The 24,005-nt window shown below is 73.2% G+C and carries 16 protein-coding genes; 12 read left to right on the forward strand and 4 right to left on the reverse strand.

Features of this window, described 5'->3' with window-relative positions:
* Positions 1-27 precede the first annotated feature (27 nt).
* From AB0B76_RS53675 to AB0B76_RS53695, 5 genes are all read left to right on the forward strand, one after another.
* Complete coding sequence (locus AB0B76_RS53675; protein ID WP_360392474.1) at positions 28-1,215, forward strand: PP2C family protein-serine/threonine phosphatase; 1,188 nt, start codon at positions 28-30, stop codon at positions 1,213-1,215.
* Between the two features lie 24 nt (positions 1,216-1,239).
* Complete coding sequence (locus AB0B76_RS53680) at positions 1,240-1,731, forward strand: MarR family transcriptional regulator (RefSeq protein WP_360392476.1); 492 nt, start codon at positions 1,240-1,242, stop codon at positions 1,729-1,731.
* A gap of 782 nt (positions 1,732-2,513) precedes the next feature.
* Positions 2,514-5,186: a LuxR C-terminal-related transcriptional regulator gene (locus AB0B76_RS53685; RefSeq protein ID WP_360392479.1), complete on the forward strand. Its 2,673-nt coding sequence runs from the start codon at positions 2,514-2,516 to the stop codon at positions 5,184-5,186.
* A 57-nt stretch (positions 5,187-5,243) separates the two neighbouring features.
* A complete protein-coding gene (locus AB0B76_RS53690) occupies positions 5,244-5,915 on the forward strand; it encodes a PP2C family protein-serine/threonine phosphatase (protein WP_360392481.1) in 672 nt (223 codons plus the stop codon).
* Between the two features lie 420 nt (positions 5,916-6,335).
* A complete protein-coding gene (locus AB0B76_RS53695) occupies positions 6,336-7,265 on the forward strand; it encodes a hypothetical protein (RefSeq protein WP_360392483.1) in 930 nt (309 codons plus the stop codon).
* 174 nt (positions 7,266-7,439) lie between these two features.
* Here AB0B76_RS53695 and AB0B76_RS53700 read toward each other — a convergent pair whose 3' ends face one another.
* Positions 7,440-10,151, reverse strand: a complete 2,712-nt coding sequence (locus tag AB0B76_RS53700) for a LuxR C-terminal-related transcriptional regulator (RefSeq protein WP_360392485.1) — start codon at positions 10,149-10,151, stop codon at positions 7,440-7,442.
* Positions 10,152-10,182: 31 nt separating this feature from the next.
* Positions 10,183-11,058 carry a formylglycine-generating enzyme family protein gene (locus AB0B76_RS53705; RefSeq protein WP_360392520.1) on the reverse strand — a complete coding sequence of 292 codons (876 nt, stop codon included), beginning with the start codon at positions 11,056-11,058 and terminating at the stop codon, positions 10,183-10,185.
* Between the two features lie 273 nt (positions 11,059-11,331).
* On the opposite strand from AB0B76_RS53705, the gene AB0B76_RS53710 reads away from it, so the two are divergent.
* Positions 11,332-12,003: a hypothetical protein gene (locus tag AB0B76_RS53710; RefSeq protein ID WP_360392488.1), complete on the forward strand. Its 672-nt coding sequence runs from the start codon at positions 11,332-11,334 to the stop codon at positions 12,001-12,003.
* Between the two features lie 59 nt (positions 12,004-12,062).
* On the opposite strand, the gene AB0B76_RS53715 is transcribed toward AB0B76_RS53710, so the two are convergent.
* Together AB0B76_RS53715 and AB0B76_RS53720 are read right to left on the reverse strand one after the other, a co-directional pair.
* Positions 12,063-13,109 carry a cation diffusion facilitator family transporter gene (locus tag AB0B76_RS53715; protein WP_360392491.1) on the reverse strand — a complete coding sequence of 349 codons (1,047 nt, stop codon included), beginning with the start codon at positions 13,107-13,109 and terminating at the stop codon, positions 12,063-12,065.
* 423 nt (positions 13,110-13,532) lie between these two features.
* A complete protein-coding gene (locus tag AB0B76_RS53720) occupies positions 13,533-14,174 on the reverse strand; it encodes a hypothetical protein (RefSeq protein WP_360392494.1) in 642 nt (213 codons plus the stop codon).
* A 363-nt stretch (positions 14,175-14,537) separates the two neighbouring features.
* Here AB0B76_RS53720 and AB0B76_RS53725 point away from each other — a divergent pair, with 363 nt between their 5' ends.
* The 6 genes from AB0B76_RS53725 (at position 14,538) to AB0B76_RS53750 (ending at position 23,905) form a co-directional block, all read left to right on the forward strand.
* The gene (locus AB0B76_RS53725; RefSeq protein WP_360392498.1) at positions 14,538-17,084 is read left to right on the forward strand and encodes a LuxR C-terminal-related transcriptional regulator; all 2,547 of its coding nucleotides are present in this window, start codon (positions 14,538-14,540) and stop codon (positions 17,082-17,084) included.
* Positions 17,085-17,166: 82 nt separating this feature from the next.
* The gene (locus tag AB0B76_RS53730) at positions 17,167-17,673 is read left to right on the forward strand and encodes a hypothetical protein (protein ID WP_360392501.1); all 507 of its coding nucleotides are present in this window, start codon (positions 17,167-17,169) and stop codon (positions 17,671-17,673) included.
* On the forward strand, positions 17,670-18,509 hold the full coding sequence (locus AB0B76_RS53735) for a hypothetical protein (protein ID WP_360392503.1): 840 nt from the start codon (positions 17,670-17,672) through the stop codon (positions 18,507-18,509). Before AB0B76_RS53730 ends, AB0B76_RS53735 begins: the two co-directional genes overlap by 4 nt.
* 17 nt (positions 18,510-18,526) lie before the next feature.
* Positions 18,527-20,074 carry a hypothetical protein gene (locus AB0B76_RS53740; RefSeq protein ID WP_360392506.1) on the forward strand — a complete coding sequence of 516 codons (1,548 nt, stop codon included), beginning with the start codon at positions 18,527-18,529 and terminating at the stop codon, positions 20,072-20,074.
* A 24-nt stretch (positions 20,075-20,098) separates the two neighbouring features.
* On the forward strand, positions 20,099-21,841 hold the full coding sequence (locus tag AB0B76_RS53745; protein ID WP_360392508.1) for an NAD-binding protein: 1,743 nt from the start codon (positions 20,099-20,101) through the stop codon (positions 21,839-21,841).
* A gap of 54 nt (positions 21,842-21,895) precedes the next feature.
* Positions 21,896-23,905: a PKD domain-containing protein gene (locus AB0B76_RS53750; protein ID WP_360392511.1), complete on the forward strand. Its 2,010-nt coding sequence runs from the start codon at positions 21,896-21,898 to the stop codon at positions 23,903-23,905.
* Positions 23,906-24,005: the final 100 nt, after the last annotated feature.

A 24,005-nucleotide genomic window follows, 5' to 3' on the forward strand; every position in this document is an offset into this window, starting at 1 on the left:
GCAAGCAAAGGCTGGCGAAAGGCTCGCATGTCCCGCGTTGGCTCCCTCGACAAGACACTGCGCACGTCTCCACCGGATCGCCTGGTGGAGGCGCTCGACGCGTATCTGAGCGCGAACCACGGCACGAAGAGCAGCACGGTGTGGCTGGCCGACTATCGCACGACGGCGCTCTCGCCGAGCGGCACCGAGCCCGACGAGTTCCTCGGCGAGCAGCTCGGCCCGGCGATGCGCGCGTTCGCGAGCCAGACCCCGGTGCTGGAGGCCCGCGACGGGCAGGCCATCGCCCGGCTGCACCTGCCGGTGACCGCCTGGGGCGAACGGGTCGGCGTGCTCAGCGTCGGGCTGGACGCCGACCGGGTGCCGACCGAGCGGCCGGGGCTGGAGGAGCTCGCGGAGAGCTTCGCGGTGGCCCTGGCGGCCGCGTACCGGCGCACCGACCGCTACTACATGGACCGGCGGCGCAGCGGGCGGCTGACCATGGCCGCGGAGATGCAGTGGGACCTGCTGCCGGCGCGGGCGTACGAGCAACCCGGCATGAAGTTCGCCGGCCAGCTCGAGCCGGCCTACGCCGTCGGCGGGGACCACTTCGACTGGTCGATAAACGGCGACTGGCTCACCGTGACCGCGCTCAACGGGATGGGCAGCGGCCTGGACGCGGCCCTGCTCACCACGCTCGCGGTCAACGCGATGCGCAACGCCCGCCGCTCGATCCCCTCGGGGCAGGGCCACCCCGGCGACCTGACCGACCAGGCGGTGCTCGCGGCGGATGCGATCTTCTCGCAGTACGGCGGGGCCCGGCACGTGGCCACGCTCCTGCTCGCGCTCAACACCGTCACCGGCGAGCTGCACATGATCGACGCCGGGTCGCCGCGCATGATCATGGTCCGCAACGGGCAGGTGAGCGAGATGGTCCTGGACGCACAGCTGCCGCTGGGCATGTTCGGCGACACCCGGTACGTGGAGGAGCACACCAGGTTGAACCCTGGCGATCGTCTCTTCGTAGTGAGTGACGGGGTGCATGCCGCCACTAGGCCGAACGAGGCGACGTTCGGTGAGCGGGAGTTGAGCCGTGCCATACGATCGACCCGGTTGCAACCACCGGCCGAGGCGATCAGCAGTGTCATGCGGAGCCTTCGTGACTATCACGCGGGCGCCGAGCTTGCCGACGACGCCCTGATCATCTGCCTGGACTGGTCGCCCCGAGCCGACCCGTGACCGCCGCGACACACGGAGGACAAAGTGCGGAGCCGACCCTCACCGCACCCGTCGAGCCACGATGACCTGGCGCACGCGGCGACCCTGGCGGACGCCGCGAGCCAGGCCCTCGTCCTCGCGACGAGCGCGGCCAACGACAACTCCGGCGTGTCCGCCGCCCAGCTGCGCGTGCTGGGCGTCGTCGACCAGGCCGGATCGGTCAACCTGACCCAGCTCGCCGTCGCCCTCCACACCGCGCCGTCCTCGGCCAGCCGGCTGTGCGACCGCCTGGAGGCCGCCGACCTCCTGCGCCGCACCGCCGACGAGCGCGACCGCCGCGAGGTGTGGCTGGTCCTCACCCCGACGGCGCGCCGGCTGCTCGACGGCCTGAGGCGCCAGCGGCAGGAGACGATCGCGACGGTTCTGCGGCGGATGGCGCCGGACGACCGCGTGGCGCTGCTGCAGGGGCTGTCGGCCTTCTCGCGGGCGTCGGGAGTCCCGGTCGCCGAGGACGACGCGGCCGCCCAGGCCAGCTGACCCGCGTTTGCCCAGTTCAGGCGGGAAATGCAAGGTTCGCTGACCAGATTTTGCGGATTTATCCCCCGACGGGGAATATGCAGGATAGGCCGCTATCCGATCGACGTTCGTCACCGCCATACCCGACTGACCGAATTCGCCGGAATCGTCCGAAGTTCACGAGTGCAAATTGCAGATTGGCACCTGATTGAGTAAGCCGATCTAAATCTCAGAGCAATTTCACTGATGACAAGCTTGTAATTATGAGAAAGATCGTCATTTCTCCGGCCCCGCCGTTGAGTAAGATCAGAAATGAAACTCCGCAGTTGGGCGTGCGACACGCCGCTGCTCTCCGCAAGAGCCGGGGGCCAGGCCGTGCCAGGGGGTCGTTCACCCGCGGCACCACCCCCGGCCAACACCGGGCTACCCAAGCGTAAACAGTGGTGGCTCACACTCCGTAATCGGTGCATGGCTTGTACCAAGACACGCCGACAGCAAAATTGGGCAAAAGCCCCCATTCGCCCACGCAATTGCATACTCGCGGTTGGCTGCACCCCTGCAATAAATCGATGTGCGTCTATTGCAGTCGGGCTCAAAATGAGAAAACGGGGGATCCTCCACGCCTGTGCACATCGACGAAATTCAATGAAACCCTCCACGAAACGGGCTCCGGGTTCTATGGTGTTCGACGTCGAACACGGCCAATCAGCACGGGAAAGGTGCCAATCCGGGCACGTCGTAGACCCGCATCTTCGGGAGTGACGGTGCATAGCAGCCACCACGGCGAAACCACGCTTGACAGATTGGCGCACAACGACGCCGCCGACCGGTTCCTGGGCTCGGCGGGGTGGGCCGGCACCGCGCGGTCCCTGGAGGTACGGCCGGAACCCGCCGAAATCGTGCCCGATCGGGAAGTACCGGGCCTGCCCGCGGTACACCTGGAGCGCCAACGACTGCTCGACCAGCTCGACACGGCGATGCAGCAGCCGGTCACCCTGGTCTGCGCGCCGACGGGCTGGGGCAAGACCGTGCTCGCGGCGTCGTGGATCCGCGCCGGACGGCCGCCCGGGCGCACCGCCTACGTGCGGTTCGAGCCGAACTGCGGGGCCGCGGCCTGGCGCCAGCTCACATCCGCGCTGAACGCCGCGGGCATCGCGCTGGACCCCGCCACCTACGCGTGGAACAACGGCCGGCTGCCCGAGCGCCCGGTGGTGGTCCTCGACGACCTGCACAACGTCACCAACCGCACGGTGCTGCGCCGGGTCGAGCGGCTGATGACCCGCCTCGGCGAGCGCATCGGCTTCCTGCTGCTGGCCCGCAGCGAGCCGCCGCTGTCGCTGTACCGCTGGCGGGTGCGCGGCCAGCTCACCGAGCTGCGCGCCGACCACCTCGCCTTCGCCCAGACCGAGGTCACCGGGCTCGCCCAGCGGCTCGAGGTGCGGCTGGCCCAGCACTTCCGGCACGCGCTCTGGCATGTCACCGAGGGCTGGCCGGCCGCCGTGGCGGTGGCCCTCTCGGCGATGGTCGGCCGGCACGAGCCCGAGCGGGTGGTCACCGACCTGCTCGCCGGCGAGGCCGGGCTGAACGAGCAGGTCGGGCTGACCGAGTACGTGCAACGGGAGATCCTGGCCCACCTCGACCCGGACGTCTACGAGGTCATCCTGCGCACCTCGATCGTGGAGACGGTCTGCCCGGGCCTGGTCGAGGCGCTGTCCGGCAGCCGCAACGGGGCCCGCCAGCTGGCCCAGGCGAGCCGCGCCAACGCCCTGGCCACGTTCTACGGCGGCTCCCACTCGTGGTACCGCTACCGCCGCCTGCTGCGCTCGGTGCTGCGCGCCGAGGTGCGCACCGTGCTGGCCGCCGAGGAGGGCGCCCTGCACCGTGCGGCGGCCGGCTGGTACGCCGCGAACGGGCTGCCCGGCGACGCCGTCGTGCACGCCGTGCTCGGCGCCGACTGGGTGAGCGCCGAACGATTATTTCTTCAGTACTGGCCGGAGCTCTGCGGGTCGGGGCCGCGCGCGATGGCGCTGCGGACCGGCCCGCAGCCTCCCCGCGACATCGCCGAGCGCCCCATGCTCGCCTTCGCGCTGGCCGTCTGCTGCCGCGACACCGGCGACACGGCCGGCATGTCGGCGTTCATCCGCCTCGGCGAGCGCGCGCTGGGCGAGGCGCCGACCCCGCTGGACGCCGAGATCCTGGCCGCGGTGCGGCTGGCCGAGGCGATCACGGCCGAGGACCCCGGCCGCTCCGCGGACGCGGCCGCGCGCCTGCTGCAGCGCACCGACGAGGCGGCCGGCGAGCACCTCTACGCCGACGCGGCCGACGGCGCCCGCGCGGCCGCCCACCTCACGATCGCGGGGTCCTCGATCGCCGGCGGCGCGATCGAGGACGCCGACGCCGCCCTGGAGCGCGGCGCCGCGCTGGCCCGCAAGTCCGGCTTCAACCTGCTCATCGTGCAGGCGAACCGGCAGCAGGCGCTCGTGCACCTGCACCGTGGACGGCTGTCGGCGGCCGCGGCGTGCGCGCGCCGCGTGCTCGACGGCAGCCGCGACGCGGGCATCGCGGAGTCGCGCAACATCAGCTACGCCCGGCTGGTGCTCGCCGCCGTGTGCCGGTTGCGCGGGCAGCTCGACGAGGCGCGGTACCACCTCGACGAGAGCATCACCGCCGAGATGCCACCCGACCCGCACGGCTGGCTCAGCGGCATCCTCAGCCTGGCCCTGCTGCAGTTCGACTGCGGCGACCTGGCCGGCGCGGCGGAGGTCGTGGAGCCGCTGCTGGGCGGCCGGATCGGCGCCCTGCCGCCGACGGCCGAGATCGCCGCACGGGTCCTGCAGGCCGACCTGTACCTGGCCGAGAGACAGCCGGACAAGGCCCTCGCGGTGCTCGAGGAGCTCGACCGGCACGTGCCCGGCTCCCCCGCCGTGGCGCTGGCCCGTGCCCGGACGGCGCTGGCCCGCGACCGCCCGGAGACGGCCGCCCGGGAGCTGGAGGAGCTGCTCGCCGAGCCGTCGCCCGCGCTGACGGTGGCGGTCGTGGCGGGGGTCCTGCTGGCCCAGGCGCTGCACCGCCTCGGCGACACCGCGGGCGCGCTCGAGCAGATGGAGCTCGCGCTGCGGGTGGCCGCGCCCGAGGGCATCCGGGCCCCGTTCCTCGGCCAGGGCGCGTGGATCGCCGGGCTGCTGAAGGGGCCGGCGGAGACCGGGCGGGACGAGGAGCCCGAGCCCGAGCCTGAGCCCGAGCCGGCCGAGGACGTGTTCGACGTGGCCGCCGAGCACATGACCGACCCGCTGACCGAGCGCGAGACGCTGGTGCTGCAGTACCTGCGCAGCATGCTGTCCATCGCCGAGATCGCCACGGTGCTCAGTGTCTCGGCGAACACCGTCAAGACCCATGTCCGGCACGTGTACCGCAAGCTAGGTGTCAGCCGCCGCCGTGACGCTGTGCGACGCGGCCGCGAGCTGAGCCTCATCTAGGCCCTCACCCGCCGCAGGCGAGTCGCCCGGGGCCGGGGCGGGGACACGATATGGCCCATGACTGGTTTACGGGAGCAGGTCAACGGCGTGCGGGTGGGCGTGCGGTACGCCGTCGCGAGGCACGCCGGACCCGTCGGCGGGGACTGGTACCTCAGCACGCCCCTGCCCGGCGGGGATGTCATGCTCGCCGTCGGCGACGTGATGGGCCACGGCCGCCCCGCCGCCGCCACCATGCTGCGCCTGCGGGCCGCGATGACCCGGCTGGCGCTGGCGGGGGACGAGCCGGGCGCGATCCTGGCCGCCCTCAACCGGATGCTCTGCCGGCGCCCGTCGACCGTGCTGGCCACCGCCGTGTGCGGCCGCTTCCGCCCGGCCGACCACTCGCTGACCTGGGCCCGGGCCGGGCACCTGCCGATCCTGCGGGCCACCACGGCCGGGGTGAGCGCGCTGGCCCAGCCGTTCGGCATGGCGCTCGGCGTCGACCCGGCCGCGCGCTACGCCACCGCGTCCATCGTCGTCGACGCGGGTGACCTGCTGCTGATGTACACCGACGGCGTCGTCGAGCGCCGCGACCGCGCGATCGACCAGGGCGTGCAGGGCCTCGCCGACGAGGTGGGGGTGGCCGTGCGCGCCTCGGCGCCGGGCGAGCGGCTGCGCACGGCGCTGGACTGCGCCCACCGCGGCAACCCCGACGACGACGCCTGCCTGCTCGCCGCCGAGCCCGTGTAGCACCGGCCCTCCGGCGTGTGCCCGCACGCCACCCGGCCGTTCACCCATCGAGGGTGATCCCCATTCACCCGGCTCGCTCGAATCATGTTCTCAGGCACGACACGTTGCCGACTTGGGCAGGCGCCGAAGTCCGGGAACGGGGAGGCCGGGAGACCCACCCACGTCCGCGGGAGGGGCCAGCCGGCGCCCCCGCGACCGGCGTGGAGGGGTCTGCGCCGGTGTCCGGTGCCGCGGGCGGCGGGACCGGACACCACGGGTCGGGCCTGTTCCGGGGGGAACAAAAGTGCGGGTCCGGTCCGAGAGGGCCGGGTTCGCGTTTACGGGGGATATAAGGCCGTGCCGGTCCTTGGTTTCGACCGGGGACCGGCACGGCCTCACGTTTGTTTGCCGTCATTTTTAGAACGAGGAGAAGTCGGGCGGATGCGGGTCAAGGAATTTCGGACGTTCGGTACCACGATGCTCACGCTGGTGGGCACCCTGAACGTCTCGCAGGGACTGCTGGTGGCATTTGCCGGCGACAAGGTCGGATTCGACCGCAACGATGTGGCGTTCACCAGCGCCGGCACCTGGGCCGCGGCCACGGCGACGCTCGGCGCGCTGCTGGCCGTGGCGGGCCTCGTGCTGCGCGCCGGCCGCCCGAGCGCGAAGGCGGTGGCGGCGAGCATCGTGGCGCTGCATGCGATCTCGCAGCTGGCCATGCTGCGCGCCTATCCGGCGTGGTCGCTGCTGATGGTCACGCTGGACGTGATCATCCTGTTCATCCTGACGGTGCCGCGCGGCAGCGTGGTGGCCGCCGAGGACGACGAGGCCATCCGGCCCGTCCGGCCCCTGCGCCCGGTCCCGGTGGCGAAGCTGACCCTGCGGCGCAACAGCCGCTCGGACGCGTACCACGGGCGCCACAAGGCCGGCCGTCCGCCCGTGCGCCACAGCGTCTCCCGCGACGACATCATCACCATCGACCTGCTACCGCCGGAGGTCATCGAGGACCCGACGACCCGTGCGCTGTCGGAGCACCTGCGGACGGTCGGCGTCGGGTCGCAGGACGACACCGTGATCGTGACCGCGTCCGTCGGCGCGCCGATGGCCTCGGCGCCCGTCGAGGAGACCGTCGAGGCTGAGCTCGTCGGCGACACCCCGTCGGTCTGGGTGCGCGCCGTGGGCCAGGCCACCGTGCCGCCGGCCGACGCGCACGTGCCGGTCCAGCGCGCCTCCCTCGACTCCCTCGACCCGCTGATCGACCCGCTGCCGCTGGTGCTGGCCGGCGAGGCGGCGATCGCGGCGGAGAGCGTGGACGGCGGCGAGCCCGAGGAGCTGGCCGCGATCGGCGCGCGGCCGTACGTCAACCGCTGAGCCGTCTCACCCCGCCGGAAAAGCGGCGGCGGTCCTCCCCACCGGGAGGCCGCCGCCGCTTTTTCATGCCCGCACACCCGCACACCCGCACCGAACACAACACCAAACACCAAACACCAAACACAAAGGAGCGCGAACCCGGCTGTGGGTTCGCGCTCCTAAAGGCGGCTGGTGCTACAGGAGATTGAGTTCACGAGCGCGCTCGATCACCTCCCGCCGGCGGCCGACGCCCAGCTTGCGGTAGATGTTCTTCATGTGCGTCTTCACGGTGTTGACCGAGACGTACAGCATCGAGGCGATCTCCCCCGCCGACAGCGTCCCCTGCAGGTACCGCAGCACCGCCAGCTCCCGCTCGGTCAGCGGCTCGGCGAGCTCCCCCGCCGCGGCCGGCGGCCGGCCGAAGCCGTTGAGCTCCTGCGCGATGTCCTCGGCCAGGCCGCGGTAGCCGCTGCCGGCCGGCAGGTACGTCACGAGCAGCTCCCGCACCGGCTGGCCGCCGGCGACGAAGGGCCAGCGGATCGACTCGTCGTCAGCGTGGCGCAGGGCCTGCTCCAGGGCCCGTCCGGCCTTGGAGCGGTCGCCCAGGGCACGCAGGGCCCGGGCGCTGGTGAGGTTCGCGTCGACCGTCCACACGAGCGAGCCGACCGTGTGCTCCAGGTACGGCTGAACCGCCCCCAGCGCCGCGGCCGGCCGGCGCTCGGCCAGGTGGGCCTTGGCGCGCACGACACCGAGCCAGGGCGCCAGCATCTCGACCGGCTCCAGGGTCAGCAGCCGCTTGGCCGCCTCGGTGTCGCCCGCCGCGAGCCGGAGCTCGGCCTCGGCCAGCGTGACGCAGTGCTGCATCCTCGGCGTGTACCGCCAGTCGGCCAGCTGCCGCCGGATCGCGGCCAGCTCCGTGCACGCCGCGCGCGCATCCCCGGCCGCGGCCCGGATGTGGGCGCGGGTCATGGTCGCCACCGCCACGAGCGCCGGGTCGGCCAGGCCGCCGCCGTCGAGGGCCCGGTCGAGGTAGTGCTCGGCCGCCCGGACGCGGGCCTGCAGGTAGCAGACCTCGGCCACGGTGAGCTGGGCCCACACCACGTCGTTGCCCTGGGTGCGGCCCTCGCGGTCGGCCAGCGCGAGCGTCTCCTTGCCGTAGCGCATCGCCGCGGTGAGCCGGCCCCGGGCCGCGTTGAGCTGCGCGAGCTGGCGCAGCGCGGCGAGCTGGGACTGCACGCCGCCGCAGCGGCGGGCCAGGCTCAGCGACTCCTGCAGCGCCAGCTCGGCGGCGACGAGATCGCCCTGGATGAGCCGGGCGCCGCCGACCGCGACGAGGGCCAGCGCCCGCATCCGGGCCGTGTCCTGGTCGTCGAGGCCGGTGTCCTCGCGCAGCAGCAGCGGCGCGGTCGCCAGCACCTGTTCGGGCTTCTGGCTCTGGTGCGCCTCGGCCACGCGGAAGCTGTCGACGATCGGGCGCAGCTCGGCCCGCGCCGACTCGACAAGCGTGTGCTGCGAGCGGTCGACCAGGTGCAGGAACGTCTCCGTGCCCTGCGGGTCGCTCGCGTCGAGCCGCTCGGCCGCGAAGGCCAGGGCCAGCTTCGGATCGTTGCGCACCTCCTGCGGAGGCGGCGGCACCAGCTCCTTGATGGTCCGCACCCGGGCGCCCGGTACCAGCTCCTGCCAGCTCGCGGCGAGCAGGTCCGAGGCCTGGCTCCAGTTGCGCGCGGCCAGGGCATGGCGAAGAGCGTCCGCCGGCTGGTCGTGCGCGGAGAACCAGTCGGCGGCCCGCCGGTGCAGCTGGCGTACCTGCTCGGGCCGGCGGTGCCGCAGCTCGTCGTAGAGCATCAGGCCGAAGAGCGGGTGACAGCGGTACATCCCCGCATTGCTGCTGCCCTGGACCACGAAGAGGTTCGAGTGCTCGAGCTGGCCCAGGATGCGGGCCCCGTCCACGCGGCCGGTCAACGCCTCCACGAGCTCGGCGCTGACCTGGTCGAGCACCGAGGTGCACAGCACGACCTCGCGGACGTCCTCCGGCAGCGTGTCGAAGACCTCGCCCACGAGGTACTCCCCCAGCGCCCGGTCCTGCAGGGCGAACCGCGGTACCAGACTGTCCGGCTCCGGGTGACCCTGCACCGCGAGCGCGGCGAGGCGCAGGCCGGCGGCCCACCCCTTCATCACCGCGTGCAGCTCGACGAGGGCCGACTCGGCCAGCCGGACGCCGTGCGCGTTCAGCATCTGCGCGGTCTCGTCCAGGGTGAAGCCGAGCGGGCCGGTCCGCAGTTCGCTCAGGGCGCCGCGGATCCGGAAACGGTACAGCGTGAGCGCCGGATCGGTCCGGCAGGAGATCACGAGACGCAGGCGGTCACCCGCCTGGGAAAGCAGCGTCTCGAGCTCACCCCACACCCGCGGGACCGACAGCTCCTGGAGGTCGTCCAGGACCAGCACCACCGGCGGTCCGGCCCGGCGCAGCAGGGTGACGAGCGCCTCCAGGGCCTCACCCGGCCCGTCCGCGCCGCTCTCGGCCGGCTCCTCGCCGGTGGCCTGGGCGACCGCATCGAGCACGTGCTCCCAAAAGCGTGGGCCGTGGTGCGCCTCGACGGTCAGCCACGCCAGCGGCCAGGGTGCTCGCCCGGCCGCCACCCACTCGGCCAGCAGGGTGGTCTTGCCCCACCCCGCTGGAGCGGAAATCAATGTCAAAGGCCCCGCAACGGCGCGATCCAAGGCGTCCAGCAGACGCGGTCGCGGCACGTGATAGCGGGGCGGCTCAGGCACTGCGAAGTGCAGTGCGGGACGGGTGATGGTGTCAACGAGCGTTTTCTGCCCCAACGTATTTCGCCCCCTCCCACCCACCGCAGCACGGCGGATGACCACGGGATTGTGAGGCGACAAAAGGTGATGTCGCCTCACCCGTAGGGGGTGAACAAAATACTATCCGTGGTCACCCGGCTGTTGTCGCAGCTACGGGGGCCTGTCGCCGTACGCATCGGAAGCCGACATGGCAACTACCGTTATCGATGGCTTCCGGCTGGCGCGCGGCGGGCCGGAAGCGGTGGTCGTACCCCGTCGAGCAGAGGTAGGAACCACCCTTCAGCACTCGGCTGCTGAAGACGGTAGCCCCGGGTGGTGAGTCGACGCGCGGGTTCTGCGGGATCTCACCCTCGACCTCGCCGAAGCGCGCGTTGCCCGAGCGATAGTAGTCGGAGGTCCATTCCCACACGTTGCCGACCACGTCGAACAGGCCGTAGGCGTTGGCCGCGAACGCGCCGACCGGGCTGGTGCCGTGCCCGTCGTCGGTGCGGTCCAGCCATGGGAAGATCCCCTGCCAGATGTTGGCGCGGCCCGGCTCCGGGTCGTCGCCCCACGGGTACGGCGCCCCGTCGAGCCCGCCGCGCGCCGCGAACTCCCACTCGGCCTCGGTCGGCAGGTCCTTGCCGGCCCAGCGCGCGTAGGCGGCGGCGTCCTCGTAGGCGATGTGCACCACGGGGTGAGCCGAACGCTTGCGTATGTCGGTGCCCGGGCCGAAGGGCTGCCGCCAGGACGCACCCGGCCGCAGCTCCCACCACACCCGCCAGTCGCGCAGCGGCACGGGGCCGGGCGGCTGCACGAACACCATCGAGCCCGGCGGGCCTTGCTCGTCGATCCGTTCCGCGATCGTCTCGTACCCGGTTTCCTGCACGAACAGCGCATACTCCGCGTTCGTCACCGGGTGCGAGTCGATCCAGAACCCATCGACGGCGACCTTGCGTACGGGCGCCTCTTCCGGATAGAAGCCCTCGGCACCCATGGCGAAGGTGCCACCGGGGATCCAGGCCATCTCCACGACCGCATTGTGCGGACGGCCGCGGGTGACTGGGCCTCACCCACTCCGGGTGAGGCCCGGCGGACGCCCCGGCGCCGGAGCCCTTCACACGCACCGGGTGATGCCCCATCATCCGGGCAAGCCGAACGATCACAGGCAAAAGCACCGGTAACCGCATGTCCAAGGGAGGGAGGTCGCCACACGAGTTTCGCCGGATCCGGCCGCGGCGCCTCCTCTCTTGTCCGCCGCGGCCCATCCCGGGGCGACCTCATTCGAGAAGGAGAAGCAATGGCTGACACCAGTACCCGCCGAGCCGGCGTCTGGTCCGGCTGGATCACGTTCGCGGGCGTCCTGCTCGCGGTGCTCGGGGTCCTCAACATTCTCGAGGGGCTCGTGGCGCTGCTGGAGAACCAGGTCACGTTCATCGATGGCGACAGCCTGGTCGTGGTGGACCTCACCGGCGTGGGCGTGGTGATGATCGTCTTCGGCGCGCTCCTGACCCTGTGCGGCATCGGCCTGCTCCTGCGCAGCGCAGCGGCCCGCGTCGCCGCAATCGTGATCGTTTCCCTGCACGCGTTGTCGCAGATCGCCTGGCTGGGCGCGTACCCGGTCTGGTCGCTGCTCATGATCACCCTGGACGTGATCGTGCTCTTCGCGCTGACGGTGCACTGGGCGCCCCGCGAGGAGCTCCCGCCGGCCGCGCCGGTGGGCGGCGTCCACCGTGCGGACCACCAGCAGGCCCGCGACACGGGCTTCCCGATGAACCAGCCCCGGCCGGTCCCGGAGGATCAGCAGACCGACGCGCCCCACCCGTACACGGGCGGCGCACCGCAGGTCGGCCCGGACCGCACGGCCCCGCCGCCGTACGCGGGCGAGACACCGCACACGTCCGCGTCCCACCGCGCCGAGGACCCGTCGTCCACGACGCCGACGTCGGGCCCGGGCACGCGCCCGCGCTGACACCATCGCAGCCCACCGAAAAGTCCGGCTTCCCGCGGGGTCGCCGGACTTTTCGCGTGTCAGTGTCTGTGTGAGTGTCCGTGCTCCGGCGCGTCCAGGTCCGGGTGGTCCGGGGCCGGCCCGGCCGACGGGTCCCGGTGGTGGTCCAGCGGGTCGTGGGCGTGGGCCGTCGCCGGGTCCGGGTGCACCGTCGCCGCGGTCAGGCGCGGGACCGCGTGCAGCAGCCGGTGCTCCGCGTCCACCGCGATCTCGTGGGCCCGCGTCAGGGACAGGTCCGCGCCGACCACCAGGTCCGTCTCCGCGTGCAGGCGGTGGCCGATCCAGCGCATGCGCAGCGCCGCCACGCGTACAACTCCCGGCGTCGCCGCCAGGGCCGCCTCCGCGTCAGCGATGAGGGCCGGGTCCACCGCGTCCATGAGGCGGCGGTACACCTCCCGCGCCGCATCCTTGAGCACGAACAGGATCGCCAGCGTGATGAGCAGGCCGATCAGGGGGTCGGCCCAGGCCCAGCCGAGGGCGACGCCGCCGGCGCCGAGCAGGACGGCCAGGGACGTGTAGCCGTCGGTGCGGGCGTGCAGGCCGTCGGCGACCAGGGCGGCCGAGCCGATGCGGCGGCCGACGCGCATGCGGTACCGCGCGACGAGCTCGTTGCCCGCGAAGCCGACGAGGCCGGCGGCCGCGACGAAGGGCAGCCGGCTCACGGGCTGCGGGTGCAGGAGCCGCTCCCCCGCCGCGTAGGCGGCCAGCGCGGCCGACGCGGCGATGGTCAGCACGATGGCGATGCCGGCCAGGTCCTCGGCACGGCCGTAGCCGTAGGTGTACCGCCGGTTCGCCGGGCGGCGGCCGACGAGGAAGGCGATGCCCAGCGGCACCGCCGTCAGCGCGTCGGCCACGTTGTGCAGGGTGTCGCCGAGGAGGGCGACCGAGCCGGACCAGGCCGCGACCAGCCCCTGGAGCGCGGCGGTGGCCCCCAGGCCGACCAGCGAGACCCACAGCGCCCGGAGTCCCTCGCGGGAGCCCTCCATCGCCGGGTCGAACTTGTCCGCCGCGTCATGGGAGTGCGGGGTGAGCATGTGCCGCAGCCGATGGATCAGCGAGGACGCCATGCCCTCACGATGGCAGAAAAAAAGGACGGCGCGGGCCTGGGAGCGCGCCGCCCCGGTTCATGGTGTGACTTGCGATGGGTGGGCGGCCTCCTCCGGATCAGCCGCCCACCCATCGGCTCCCGCCGCCCTCGCTGAAGGCCGACCGGTGCTCAGGACGTGGGCCATCTTCACCACTGACTCCTGGGACCGTTGAGTACCCCCTGCTCAACGGTTTTCACCGAGCGGCCCAGCTGGGTTCGTCGCGTCGGGGACCACCGACGACGCGACGCCCGCGGCTGGCGGGACCGGACAGACCACAGTGGACGATGCAGCAGTCATCGGCCCCGGTCCGTCCGTCGTTTGCCTTGTCACATAAGAGATCCTGCCCGGTACCGGAGTGATCCGTCCTCACCCGGCCGGGGTGAAGCACCTGCCCGATCGCCATCACGCGGACGAGAGGTTGGCCATCTCCTTCTCGGCGGTCTCCACGTCGGCCAGCAGCTTGCTGTGCTCGGCGATGAGCGCGTCGAGCAGCCGCCGGGTCACCTGCACCGTGTCGTTGCCGACCGAGCGCGTGGTGGCCAGGAGGTTCTCGGCCGCCTCGCGCTGGCGCTGGCGGCGGGCGTCCCACTGGGCCCGCCGGTTCGCCTCGACACGGGCCTCCTCGGCGCGGCGCTGGGAGAGGGCCGCCTGGAAGTCGCGCATGGCGTCCTCGGCGTGCTTGCGGGCGTCGGCGAGCAGCGCCTCGCCGGCCGTGCGGGCGCCGTCGAGGTCCTCCCGGGCCTGGGTGCGCAGGGCGCCGGCCTCCTCCTCGGCGAGCTCGATGATCCGCTGGATGCGGCCGCCGACGGCCTTGGAGGACTCGTCGGCGCCCCGGCACTCCTCCAGCTCGGCCCCGAGGCGCTCCACCCGGCCGCTGAGCTGCTGCTCGCGGTACCGGGCCGCGGCCAGCTCCGTCTCGGCGGTGGTGAGCCGCATCTGCAAGGTGGCGATGTACCGGTCGACCTGCGGGCGGTGGTAGCCCCTCAGGCTCAGCTCGAATCCGTTCGCGGGGCTCAGCTCGATCTCGCCCACAACCGCGCTCATGCTCGCTGGTCCTCCTCCCCAAGCCCGTTGCGAATGACGGGCGGCAGCGCTCAACGCTGCCGACGACCGTGGTGAGCGCGCGTCATCCGAATCGGGTGAGCCTCCGGCACCCCGCGCGGCGGTGCAATGGTGTCAATGGAACCGTTGGCACGTAAGGGAAATCGCTGGGCTTGAGGCGGGTGGACCACCCGGGCCGGGTGAGGCGCCGCAGCGTGCGCCGATGCTTTGCTCGTGACGTTTGGCCCGGATGAAAGACGAGTGGAAAAACTGCGAGCCATCCGCGTCGAAACAGGGCCGGGAAAGCGATATCGGGGGGCACGGGTGTCACAAGCGTTGGTACAGCAGGATCGCCGAAATTTCGCGGTGTCGTCGTCGGTGGCGGTGCCGGATCTTCCGCCGGGGTACGTGCTGCGGGAGCGGGTGGTCGCGCAGTTGGACGCCGCGGTGCGCGCGCCGCTGACGCTGGTCACCGCGCCGGCCGGCTGGGGCAAGACGGCGGCGCTGGTCGCCTGGGCGCGCACCGTGCGCATCGGCGACGCCGGCGAGCTGCCGGTGGTGCGCTGGGTGACCTCGCACGTCGAGGGGGGCGCGGACGTGCCCGGCCAGCTGCTCGGCGCGCTGTCCGAGTCGACGGACACGCCCGGGGGCAAGAGCGACGGCGACAACCTGCTGCGGGTGGTCGACTCGCTGCAGCGGCCGCACGTGGTGGTCGTCGACGACGTGCGCGAGATCAGCGACCCGGACGCGCTGGCGGAGCTCGAGGCGCTGGTCCGCCACGGTATGGGCAAGCTGCGCCTGGTGCTGTCCTGCCGGCGGGACCCCTCCCTGCCGCTGTACCGCTGGCGGGTCGACGGCTCCCTGACCGAGATGCGCACGGGCGACCTGTCGCTCACCATCGCCGAGACCGCCCAGCTGCTCGCGGCCCATGACGTGGTGCTGCCGAGCGCGACGCTGTACTCGCTGCACTCGATCACCGAGGGCTGGCCGGCCGGCGTGCGCCTCGCCGCGATGGCGATGCGCGGGCACCCGGAGCCGGAGCGGGTGCTCGACGACGGCGGCGCGTTCAGCAGCGCGGTCGGCGACTTCCTCACCGGCGAGGTGATCGAACCGCTGCCGATCGAGACGCGGCGGCTGCTGCTGGAGACGGCGATCGCCCCGCGGCTCAACGCCGGGCTGGTCGAGGCGATCACCGGCCGCGACGACGGCGCGCGGGTGCTGGCCGAGCTCAAGGGCTCCAACGCGTTCCTGACCCGCAACGCCGGGCCGGGCGGCTGGTACCGCTTCCACCCCCTCTTCGCCCGCACCCTGCACGCCGAGCTGCTGCGTCGCAGCCCGGAACGGGTCGCCGACCTGCACCGGCGGGCGGCCGCCTGGCACGGCACCTACGGCATCCCGGCCGAGGCGCTGCGCCACGCGCTGCTGGCCGAGGACTGGACCGGGGCGGTCGAGACGCTCGAGCGCTCCTGGCCGGACATCGTGGGCGGGGTCCGGTACGACCGCCCGCACGAGGCCGCCCCGCACGCCCCGGCGGCCGAGGAGTCGACCGACCCCCGGCTCGCGCTGGCATTCGCGGCCGAGCGGCTGCGCGTCGGCGACCTGGAGGGCACCCGCGACTTCCTGCGCCGCTGCGGCGAGGACCGCACCACGCCGATGTTCCGCGCGTTCGTCGCGGCCGAGGCGTGGCTGGGCGGCGACCCGCGCCGGATGCTCGCCGAGGTGTCCGAAATATCGCCAAATAACGATGAAACCCGGGCCTTGACGCTCCTCGATGAGGGCGAGGCCCGCCTGCGCCTCGGCGAGCTCGGCGCGGCCGGGGCCCCACTGCACGGCGCGCTCGTGCTGGCCCAGCGCGCCGGCCTGGCCCAGGCTCAGGTCTGCGCGGCCTCCCAGCTCGCGGTGCTCGAGTCGATGCGCGGCCGGCTGCGGGCCAGCGCCCGGCTGGGCCGGCAGGCGCTGGTGACCGCCGACCGTTTCGGCATCACCGACGCCACCGACCTGGGCTGGGTGCGCATGGCCCTCGCCGGCGTCTACGGCGAGTGGGACCGCATCGCGGAGGCCGACCGCCTGCTGGACGAGGCACTGGACCTGGCGGCCGGGGACCCCGACCTGCTGGTGTCGATCGCAACGGTACGCGCGAAGCTGCGCCACGGCTCCGGGCGGCTCGCCGCGGCGCTGGAGGTGCTGCACACGGCCCGCCGCGAGCTGGGCGGGGCGGCGCTGGCCCCGGCGGTCGAGCGCGGGCTCGCGCTGACCGAGGCGGAGCTGCGCATCAGCGGCGGCGACCTCGGCGCGGCCCGGCGGCTCGTGGCCACCGGCGGCGACCCGGAGGTGTTCGCCGGCTGGGCCGCGTGCGTGGACGCGTCCGCGGCGCTCATCGAGGGCAAGGCGGCGGCCGCGGCGACGACGGCCGCGCAGTACGCCACCCCGTCGGTCGACACCGCGCTGACCTGGACCGTGCAGGCGGCCATCCTGACCAGCCTGGCGGGGCGGACGCTGGGCGACCGCAACCGGGTCCTGCGCGGCCTGGAGGTGGCGCTGGACATCGCCGAGGAGGAGAGCTTCCGCCGCCCGTTCCTGGTCGGCGGGCACCCGGTGCGCGACCTGCTGGCCAACTTCGCGCCGCTGCTGCCGGTCTACCACCCGCTCGCGGCCGAGCTGGCGGCCGGCTCGTCGCCGCTGGCCGGGGGCTCACGCAACGGCGGGGACGCCAACCTGGTCGAGCCGCTGACCGAGCGGGAGCTCACGGTGCTGCGCTACCTGCAGGGCACCATGTCGAACCTGGAGATCGCCTCCACGCTGTACGTCTCGGTCAACACCGTGAAGACGCACGTCAAGAACATCTACCGCAAGCTGCACGCCGGCCGCCGGCGGGAGGCCGTCGAGCGCGCGCGGGAACTCAGGCTTCTGTGAGCGGTCCGGAGCGGAGCGGAGGGGCCGTCCACCACAGGCACAGCTCTTTCGCGCCGCCGCCGGAGCTTGCGGAGGTGGCGGCGTGAGAGCGGGTGCGGTTGTCCGGGTCGTCGAGCCGATGCCGGAGCCGGTGCTGATCCTGCGCTCGGGCTCGCGGCCGGCCCGGGTCGCCGGGACCGCCACCGCCGCCACCCATCGATGCCTGTGGGGCGCGCTGGCGGCGGCGGTGGCCTGGCCGGTCCTGTCCGCGTGCGGGGTCGGCCACCCGCAGGCCGCGGCGGTCGCCGTCGGCCTGCTGACCGTGCTGCCGTGGCTCGGTCCGCTGCTCGGGGTGCTGCTGACGGCCGTGCTCGCGGCCCTGGTCCCGCAGCCGTACGCCCCGCTGCTGGGCCTGGCCGCCGCCGCGCTCGTCACGCTCGCCGCCGCGCCCGCGCAGCACCTGCCCGGGCGGCTCGGCCCGCTGTCCATCCCGGCCGCGTCGGCCGCCGCGGTGCTCGGCGGGGTCGCCTGGGGGGTGCTCGGGGCCCTGATCGCGCTCGTGGTCGCGAGCCTGGCCGCCCGCACCCGGCAGCGGCGGGCCGCGCGGTGATCGACTACCTGCGCGGGTTCCGCGTCGGGGTGCTGCAGCGCGGCGGGAACGCGGTGGAGCGCAGCCTCGCCGCGATCGGGGACGAGACCGGGCCCCGGCCGGGCTCGACGGGTACACCCGCGGGCCCTTTCTGGCCGGTCGACAAGTGGGTCCACGCGCTCTATGCGGCCGCGCTCACGGCGGCGGCCGCGGTGGCGCTGGCCATCCACTGGTTCGCCCCGCCCGCGGCCCTGCGCGGGGTGCTCGCGATCGTCGCGGCGACCGTGTTCCTGCTGGCCGGCTACGCGCTCGTGCGCGCGCCGACACGGCGCGGGGCGGCGTTGCGGCGGTACCTGACCGACCCGCGCGACCGCACCGAGTTCGAGGCGGCCGCGGCCAACGCCGACCGCATCCGGCTGACCTGGCCGGCCCTGGAGCGGCTGGCCGAGCCGGACGACCCGACCCGGACGCTGGAGCGGGCGCTGTGGGACCTGGCCCAGGCCCTCGCCGAGCGGGGCGAGCTGCGCACGGCCGACCGCGACCTGCGCGCCTCGGTCGGCGAGCCGATCGGGGCCGGCAGCCTGTTCAGCACGGTCACCGACCGGCAGGCCGAGATCGGGCAGCGGCTCACCGACGTCGACGCCGAGGTGCGCCGCCGGGCCGGGCAGCTGCGCCGGCTGGCCGGGCTCTGCCAGGACTTTCTCGACCAGCGGGCCGCCCAGACCCGGGCGCGGCTGCGGGTGACGGCGGCCGAGGCGCTGCTGGGCTCGCTGCGCTCGCGGCCCGAGCCCGACCTGGTGTCGCGGACCGAGGTGGTGCTCGCCGCATACCGGGAGCTGGCCGACGAATACGAGTAATCGGATACCCTGCCCGGGTGCGTCAGAGGGTGTTGATCGGGGCCGGAAGCGTCGTCGTGGCCGTCGGGCTGGTCCTGGCGTACCTGCGGATGGCCCGCGCGTTCCCGATCAACGGCGACGGCGCCAGCAACGCGCTGCAGGCCTGGGACATATTCCACGGCAACCCGCTGCTCAAGGGCTGGGCCCTCTCCGACGTGTCGTTCTACCCGACGGAGCTGGTGCAGTACGGCATCGTGCAGTGGTTCACCGGGGTCACGGCCGACCAGGTGCACGTGACGGCGGCCATCACCTACACGATGATCTTGTTCCTCGCCGCGGCGCTGGCCAAGGGCCGGGCCACGGGCCGCGAGGCGTGGCTGCGCGTGGGGGTCGCGGTCGCGATCCTCCTCCTGCCCGTTCCCGGCACCGGGTACCAGACGCTGCTCTCCTCGCCGAACCACACGGGCTCGGGGGTGCCGCTGGTCCTGGCCTGGCTCGTGCTCGACCGGCTCCGGCACCGCGTGTGGACCCCGGTGCTGGTCGCGCTGCTGCTGGGCTGGGGCGCGATGGGCGACCCGCTCATCACGTTCGTGGGTGCGGTACCGCTGGCCGTCGTCTGCGCCTACCGAGCCCTGCGCGCGGGCTCCGGCGAACGCGTCTACGAGCTGTCCCTGGTCGCCGCGGCCGTGGTCTCGGTGGTCGTCTCCCGCGGCTTCCGCCACCTGCTCGACGCGCTCGGCGCCTTCCAGTCGCCCCACCCGCCGATCGAGCTGGCGCCGCTGGCGGACTGGCCGCACCGGGCCTGGATGACGGCCCGCATGGCCGGGGTGATCTTCGGCACCCACCGGCCCGGCTGGCACCCGGCCGCGTTCGAGATCCTTCTCTCGCTGCTGCACCTGATCGGCTTCGCGGTGGCGCTCGCCGCCTTCGTCGTCACCCTGGTGCGCGCGGTGCGCGGCACGGCCGACCGGGTGGACTCGGTCATGATCGCGGCGATCACCTGCAACCTGGGCGCCGAGATCGTCTCCACCATCTCCGTCGACCTGATGGCGGCCCGGGAGATCGCGCCGATCCTGCCGATGGCCGCGGCCCTGGCGGGGCGCTTCGCCGGTCCCTGGCTGGCGTCCTCCGCGCGCGGGGTCAGGCTCGGCCGCGGCGCCCTCGCCGCCGTGCTGGCGGTCTTCGCGCTCACCGTGGTCGTCTACTCGCCGCCGCGGGCCGAGCCGTCCGAGGCCCAGGAGGCCGCGGACTTCCTGCGGCAGCGGGGCCTGTCCTACGGCCTGGGCGCGTACTGGGCCTCGAACAACATCACCGTGACCACCGAGAACCGGGTCGTCGTGGCGCCCGTCGTCGGCGGCGGGGACCGGCTCGTGCCCTTCTGCTGGCAGTCGAGGAACACGATGTACGACGCGGCCGCACACGACGCCCGATTCGTCGTGTTCGAGAAGGACCGCCCGTTCTACGGAACCCCCGAGCAGGCCGAGCACATGTGGGGCGCCCCGGCCGAGCGCCACGATGTCGGGAAGTACGCCATCCTGCTGTACAACGTCAATCTGCTGCAGGGTTTTCCGCCTCCCTGCGGGTAGCACTTCGTCGTTACGATCGGCGCCGTGCGCAAGTTCGTCGTGTGGGGTGACAACGCGCTCGCCCGCCGGCTGGTCGGTGAGCTGATCAACACGTACTCGGCCCAGGTGACGGTCATCGTGCCCGACCTCGCGGCCGGCCAGGCCCGCGAGATCGCCGACATCCGGGCCGACGACGACCCGCTGAGCCGCCCGGTGCTCATCGCCGCCCACAAGGTCACCCGGGCCGTGTTCGAGACGGCCGACCTGACCGACGCCGACGCCATCGCGTTCGTGGACACCGACGACGTGGCAAACGTCGACGCCGCGCTCATCGCCCGCGAGGTCGACCCGACCATCCGGGTCGTGCTGCGGATGTTCAACACCCGCCTCGGCGCCGGCGTCGTCGAGCGGCTGTCCAACTGCGCGGTGCTGTCGGCCTCGGAGATCGCCGCGCCGGCCTTCGTCGCCGCCGCGCTGGGCGACAGCAACCCCACGACCATCCGCCTCTCCGACGGCCAGCAGCTCATGGCCGTCGACCGGGCCCTGGCCAACCCCGGCGACATCCGCTGCGGCCTGGCGATCACCGCGCTCGGGGAGAGCCTGCCGGCCGACGAGGGGCTCGCCGACCTGGTGCTCACCAGCGTGTACGGCCGGCGCGACCTCGAGCCGCGCCGCAGGCGCCGCCGCCACCCGATGCGCCTGTCCCGGCTGCTCATCGGCGGCGGCCTGCGCCGGATCCTGGCGAGCATCGTCGCCGTGCTGGCCCTGGGCACGGTCGCGGTGGCCACCGTGCGCCACGTCGGCGTGTGGAAGGCGATGTACCTCGCGGTGCTCACCGCGCTCGGCGGCGCCAACCCCCAGGACGACGCCTCGGTCCCGTCGCAGGCGGTCGACCTGGTCCTGGTCGTCGTCGGCGTGGCCGTCATCCCGGCGATCACCGCCGCCGTCGTCGGCATCGTGATCAAGGCCCGCCTGGCGATCGCGGCCGGCGGCCTGACCGAGCCCGTCGCCGATCACGTGGTGGTGGTCGGCCTCGGCAACGTCGGCACCCGGGTGCTCCAGGAGCTGCACGACCTCGGCATCGACGTCGTCGCCGTCGACCGCGACGAGCGCGCCCGCGGCGTGCAGGTCGGCCGCGACCTCGGCCTGCCGGTCATCATCGGCGACGTCACCAACCCCGACACGCTCACCTCCGCGTCCGTGGCGACCGCCCGCTGCCTGGTCGTGGTCACCACGGCGGACGTCACGAACCTCGAGGCCGCCCTGCTGGGCCGCGACCTGTGCCGCCGCGCCGACCCCGAGGCCAAGCTGCGGGTCGTGCTGCGGCTCTTCGAGGAGGAGTTCGCGCAGCGCATCAAGACCGCGTTCGACATCGATCTTTCACGCAGCATGTCGTACCTGGCCGCGCCCGCCTTCGCCGCGTCGATGGTCGGCAGCGAGGTCATCGACACCATCCCGGTCGGCCGCCGCGTGCTGCTCGTGGCCGAGGTCCCGGTCGGGGCGGGCTCCCAGCTGGAGGGGCACTACTTCCGCGGGGTCAGCGAGCCGGGCCTGGTCCGCCTGGTGGCCGTGCAGACCGGCCGCGCGGGCCTGGGCGTGGGCGTCCAGACCTTCTGGGCGCCGGAGCAGAACACCTGGCGGACCCTGGACCGCACCCACACGATGGTCGTGGTCGCGACGCGGGCCGGCCTGGTCGCCCTCCTGGAGCGCGCCGCGGGCGTCGAGAACCCGCCGCCGTTCCATCCGCCGTCGGCGCCCCCGTTACTCACCCCGCAGCCCCGCGGCTGACCGCTCGACTGGACAATGTGGACCGTCCCGCTCCTCTTCTTTCACGGGGTACACATGCGAAATCCCCTGCTCGCAAGCCTTTTGGCCGCCGTGACGGCCGGGACCGCCCTCGCCGCGATCCCGGCGCACGCCGCCACCACCCTCCCGGCGACTCCCCGCCCCGTCGTCTACCTCGGCAACGACCAGTACGAGGGCCTGTTCGTCGCCGACCGCGACACCGGCGACGTCCTCTACGAGATCGACGGCCTCGACCACCCCCGCGCGGTCGTGACCGCCCCGGACGGCCGCACCGCCTACGCCGCCAACCACAACGGCACCACGGTTTCGGTGCTCGACCCGCGCACGAACGCGGTCGCCGGCACCGTCACCGGCCTGAACAAGCCGTACGCGCTGGCGGTGGCCCCGGACGGGCGGCGGCTGTTCGTCGCCGACGACGGCGACCACGTCCTGGCCGCGGTGGACACCGCGACCCGCCAGGTCACCGCCCGGGTGACGCTCCCCGGCCCGGCGCGCGGCCTCGCCCTGAGCTCGGACGGCGCCCGGATCTACGCACCCATCGCCGACACCGACCAGCTCGCGGTCGTCGACGCGGCCGGCCTCGGGCTGCTCGGCCTCGTGGCGACCGGCGACGAGCCGGCCGCCGTCGCGGTGAGCCCGGACGGCCGCCGGGCCTACGTGCCGAACCGGCTCGACGCCACCCTCTCGGTCATCGACACCGCGACGAACACGGTCACCGCGACCGTGCCCGTCGGCGCGCGCCCGGCCGGCGCGGCGGTCACGCCGGACGGCCGGGCCGTCTACGTGACGAACAACGCGGCGAAGTCGGTGTCGGTCGTGGACACCGCGACCGCCGCGGTGACGCGCACGATCGCCGTCCCCGACAGCCCGGCGGAGATCTCGATCACGCCGGACGGCCGGCTCGCGCAGGTCGCCTCCGACCAGTCCCACCTCGCCTGGATCGACCTGCCGACCGGCACGGTCACCTCCCGGCCGGCGCCCTACCCGGTGACGGGCCTGGCCTACGCCACGGCAGCCCCCTACGCCCCGACCGCCGTCCTGGACGTCGGGGTCCAGGACATGACGGTCACGGCGGGCGGTGGCTGGTCGACCCCGGGCTGGTTCTCGACGCTGTCCTACGTCTTCGACTTCGGCGACGGCACCGCCCCGGTGAGCGAGCCCGACGGGTACCTCCAGCACATCTACGCCGCCACCGGCACGTACACCGTCACGCTGACCGTCACCGACAAGTACGGCCTGAGCGCGACCGGCGTCCAGACCGCCACCGTCAACCGGGTGCTGGACAGCGAGGTGCTGATGACGAACGGCAACAACAAGTTCGTCGTCCTGAACGGCCTCGACAACGTCCTGCAGGGCACCGGCACCACGAACGGCGACGTGGTCGACGTGGTGGAGGTCGACGGCACGACGATCGCGCTGCGCTACTACGGCCGGTACGTCGTCCCCGGGGCCGACGGCACGCTGCGGGCGACCAGCCTCCAGCTCACCCCGGCGGCGTACTTCCGCTCGTCGAACAACGCCGACGGCTCGTTCAGCCTGCTGTCGGTGGCCACCGGCAAGTACCTGTCGAGCAACTACGGCGTGCAGCCCATGGCCGCCGACCGGGCCACGATCGGCGCGTGGGAGAAGTTCCACCGCATCGCGAAGTACAACGCGCGCGCCTCCGTACGCGCGAACGCCAACGGCCGGTACGTGACCGCGGACAACGGCGGCAACTCGCCCCTGATCGCCAACCGCACCCAGGCCGGCGTCTGGGAGCAGTTCGACATCGTCGACGCCGGGGGCGGGTACGTCGCCCTGTTCTCGCACGCGAACAACCGCTTCGTGACGGCCGAGAACGGCGGCGGCTCCCCGCTGATCGCCAACCGCACCGACATCGGCCCGTGGGAGAAGTTCACCCTGACCGTAGGGCCGGGCGGCGGCGTGACGCTGCGCGCCCTGGCCAACGGCAACTACGTGACCGCGGAGAACGGCGGGAACGCGGCGCTCATCGCGAACCGCACGGCGGCCGGCATCTGGGAGACCTTCTACACCGCGCCCTACTGATCCGCGTGGCACGTTTCCGGGATTCGGTGTTCCGGCCCGGCTCCTAGTGTTCTTGTCGACAGCGGCTTTCCAGGGGGGAACGATATGAGCGACGTGGATT

It is taken from the genome of Dactylosporangium sp. NPDC049140 (genome assembly GCF_040648435.1).

What these genes read in the sequence shown, in the direction of transcription:
- AB0B76_RS53675 (WP_360392474.1), top strand. Translation starts at nt 28, where the DNA reads ATGTCCCGCGTTGGCTCCCTCGACAAGACACTGCGCACGTCTCCACCG.
- AB0B76_RS53690 (WP_360392481.1), top strand. Translation starts at nt 5,244, where the DNA reads ATGACTGGTTTACGGGAGCAGGTCAACGGCGTGCGGGTGGGCGTGCGG.
- AB0B76_RS53695 (WP_360392483.1), top strand. Translation starts at nt 6,336, where the DNA reads ATGCGGGTCAAGGAATTTCGGACGTTCGGTACCACGATGCTCACGCTG.
- AB0B76_RS53705 (WP_360392520.1), bottom strand. Translation starts at nt 11,058, where the DNA reads ATGGCCTGGATCCCCGGTGGCACCTTCGCCATGGGTGCCGAGGGCTTC.
- AB0B76_RS53710 (WP_360392488.1), top strand. Translation starts at nt 11,332, where the DNA reads ATGGCTGACACCAGTACCCGCCGAGCCGGCGTCTGGTCCGGCTGGATC.
- AB0B76_RS53715 (WP_360392491.1), bottom strand. Translation starts at nt 13,109, where the DNA reads ATGGCGTCCTCGCTGATCCATCGGCTGCGGCACATGCTCACCCCGCAC.
- AB0B76_RS53720 (WP_360392494.1), bottom strand. Translation starts at nt 14,174, where the DNA reads ATGAGCGCGGTTGTGGGCGAGATCGAGCTGAGCCCCGCGAACGGATTC.
- AB0B76_RS53750 (WP_360392511.1), top strand. Translation starts at nt 21,896, where the DNA reads ATGCGAAATCCCCTGCTCGCAAGCCTTTTGGCCGCCGTGACGGCCGGG.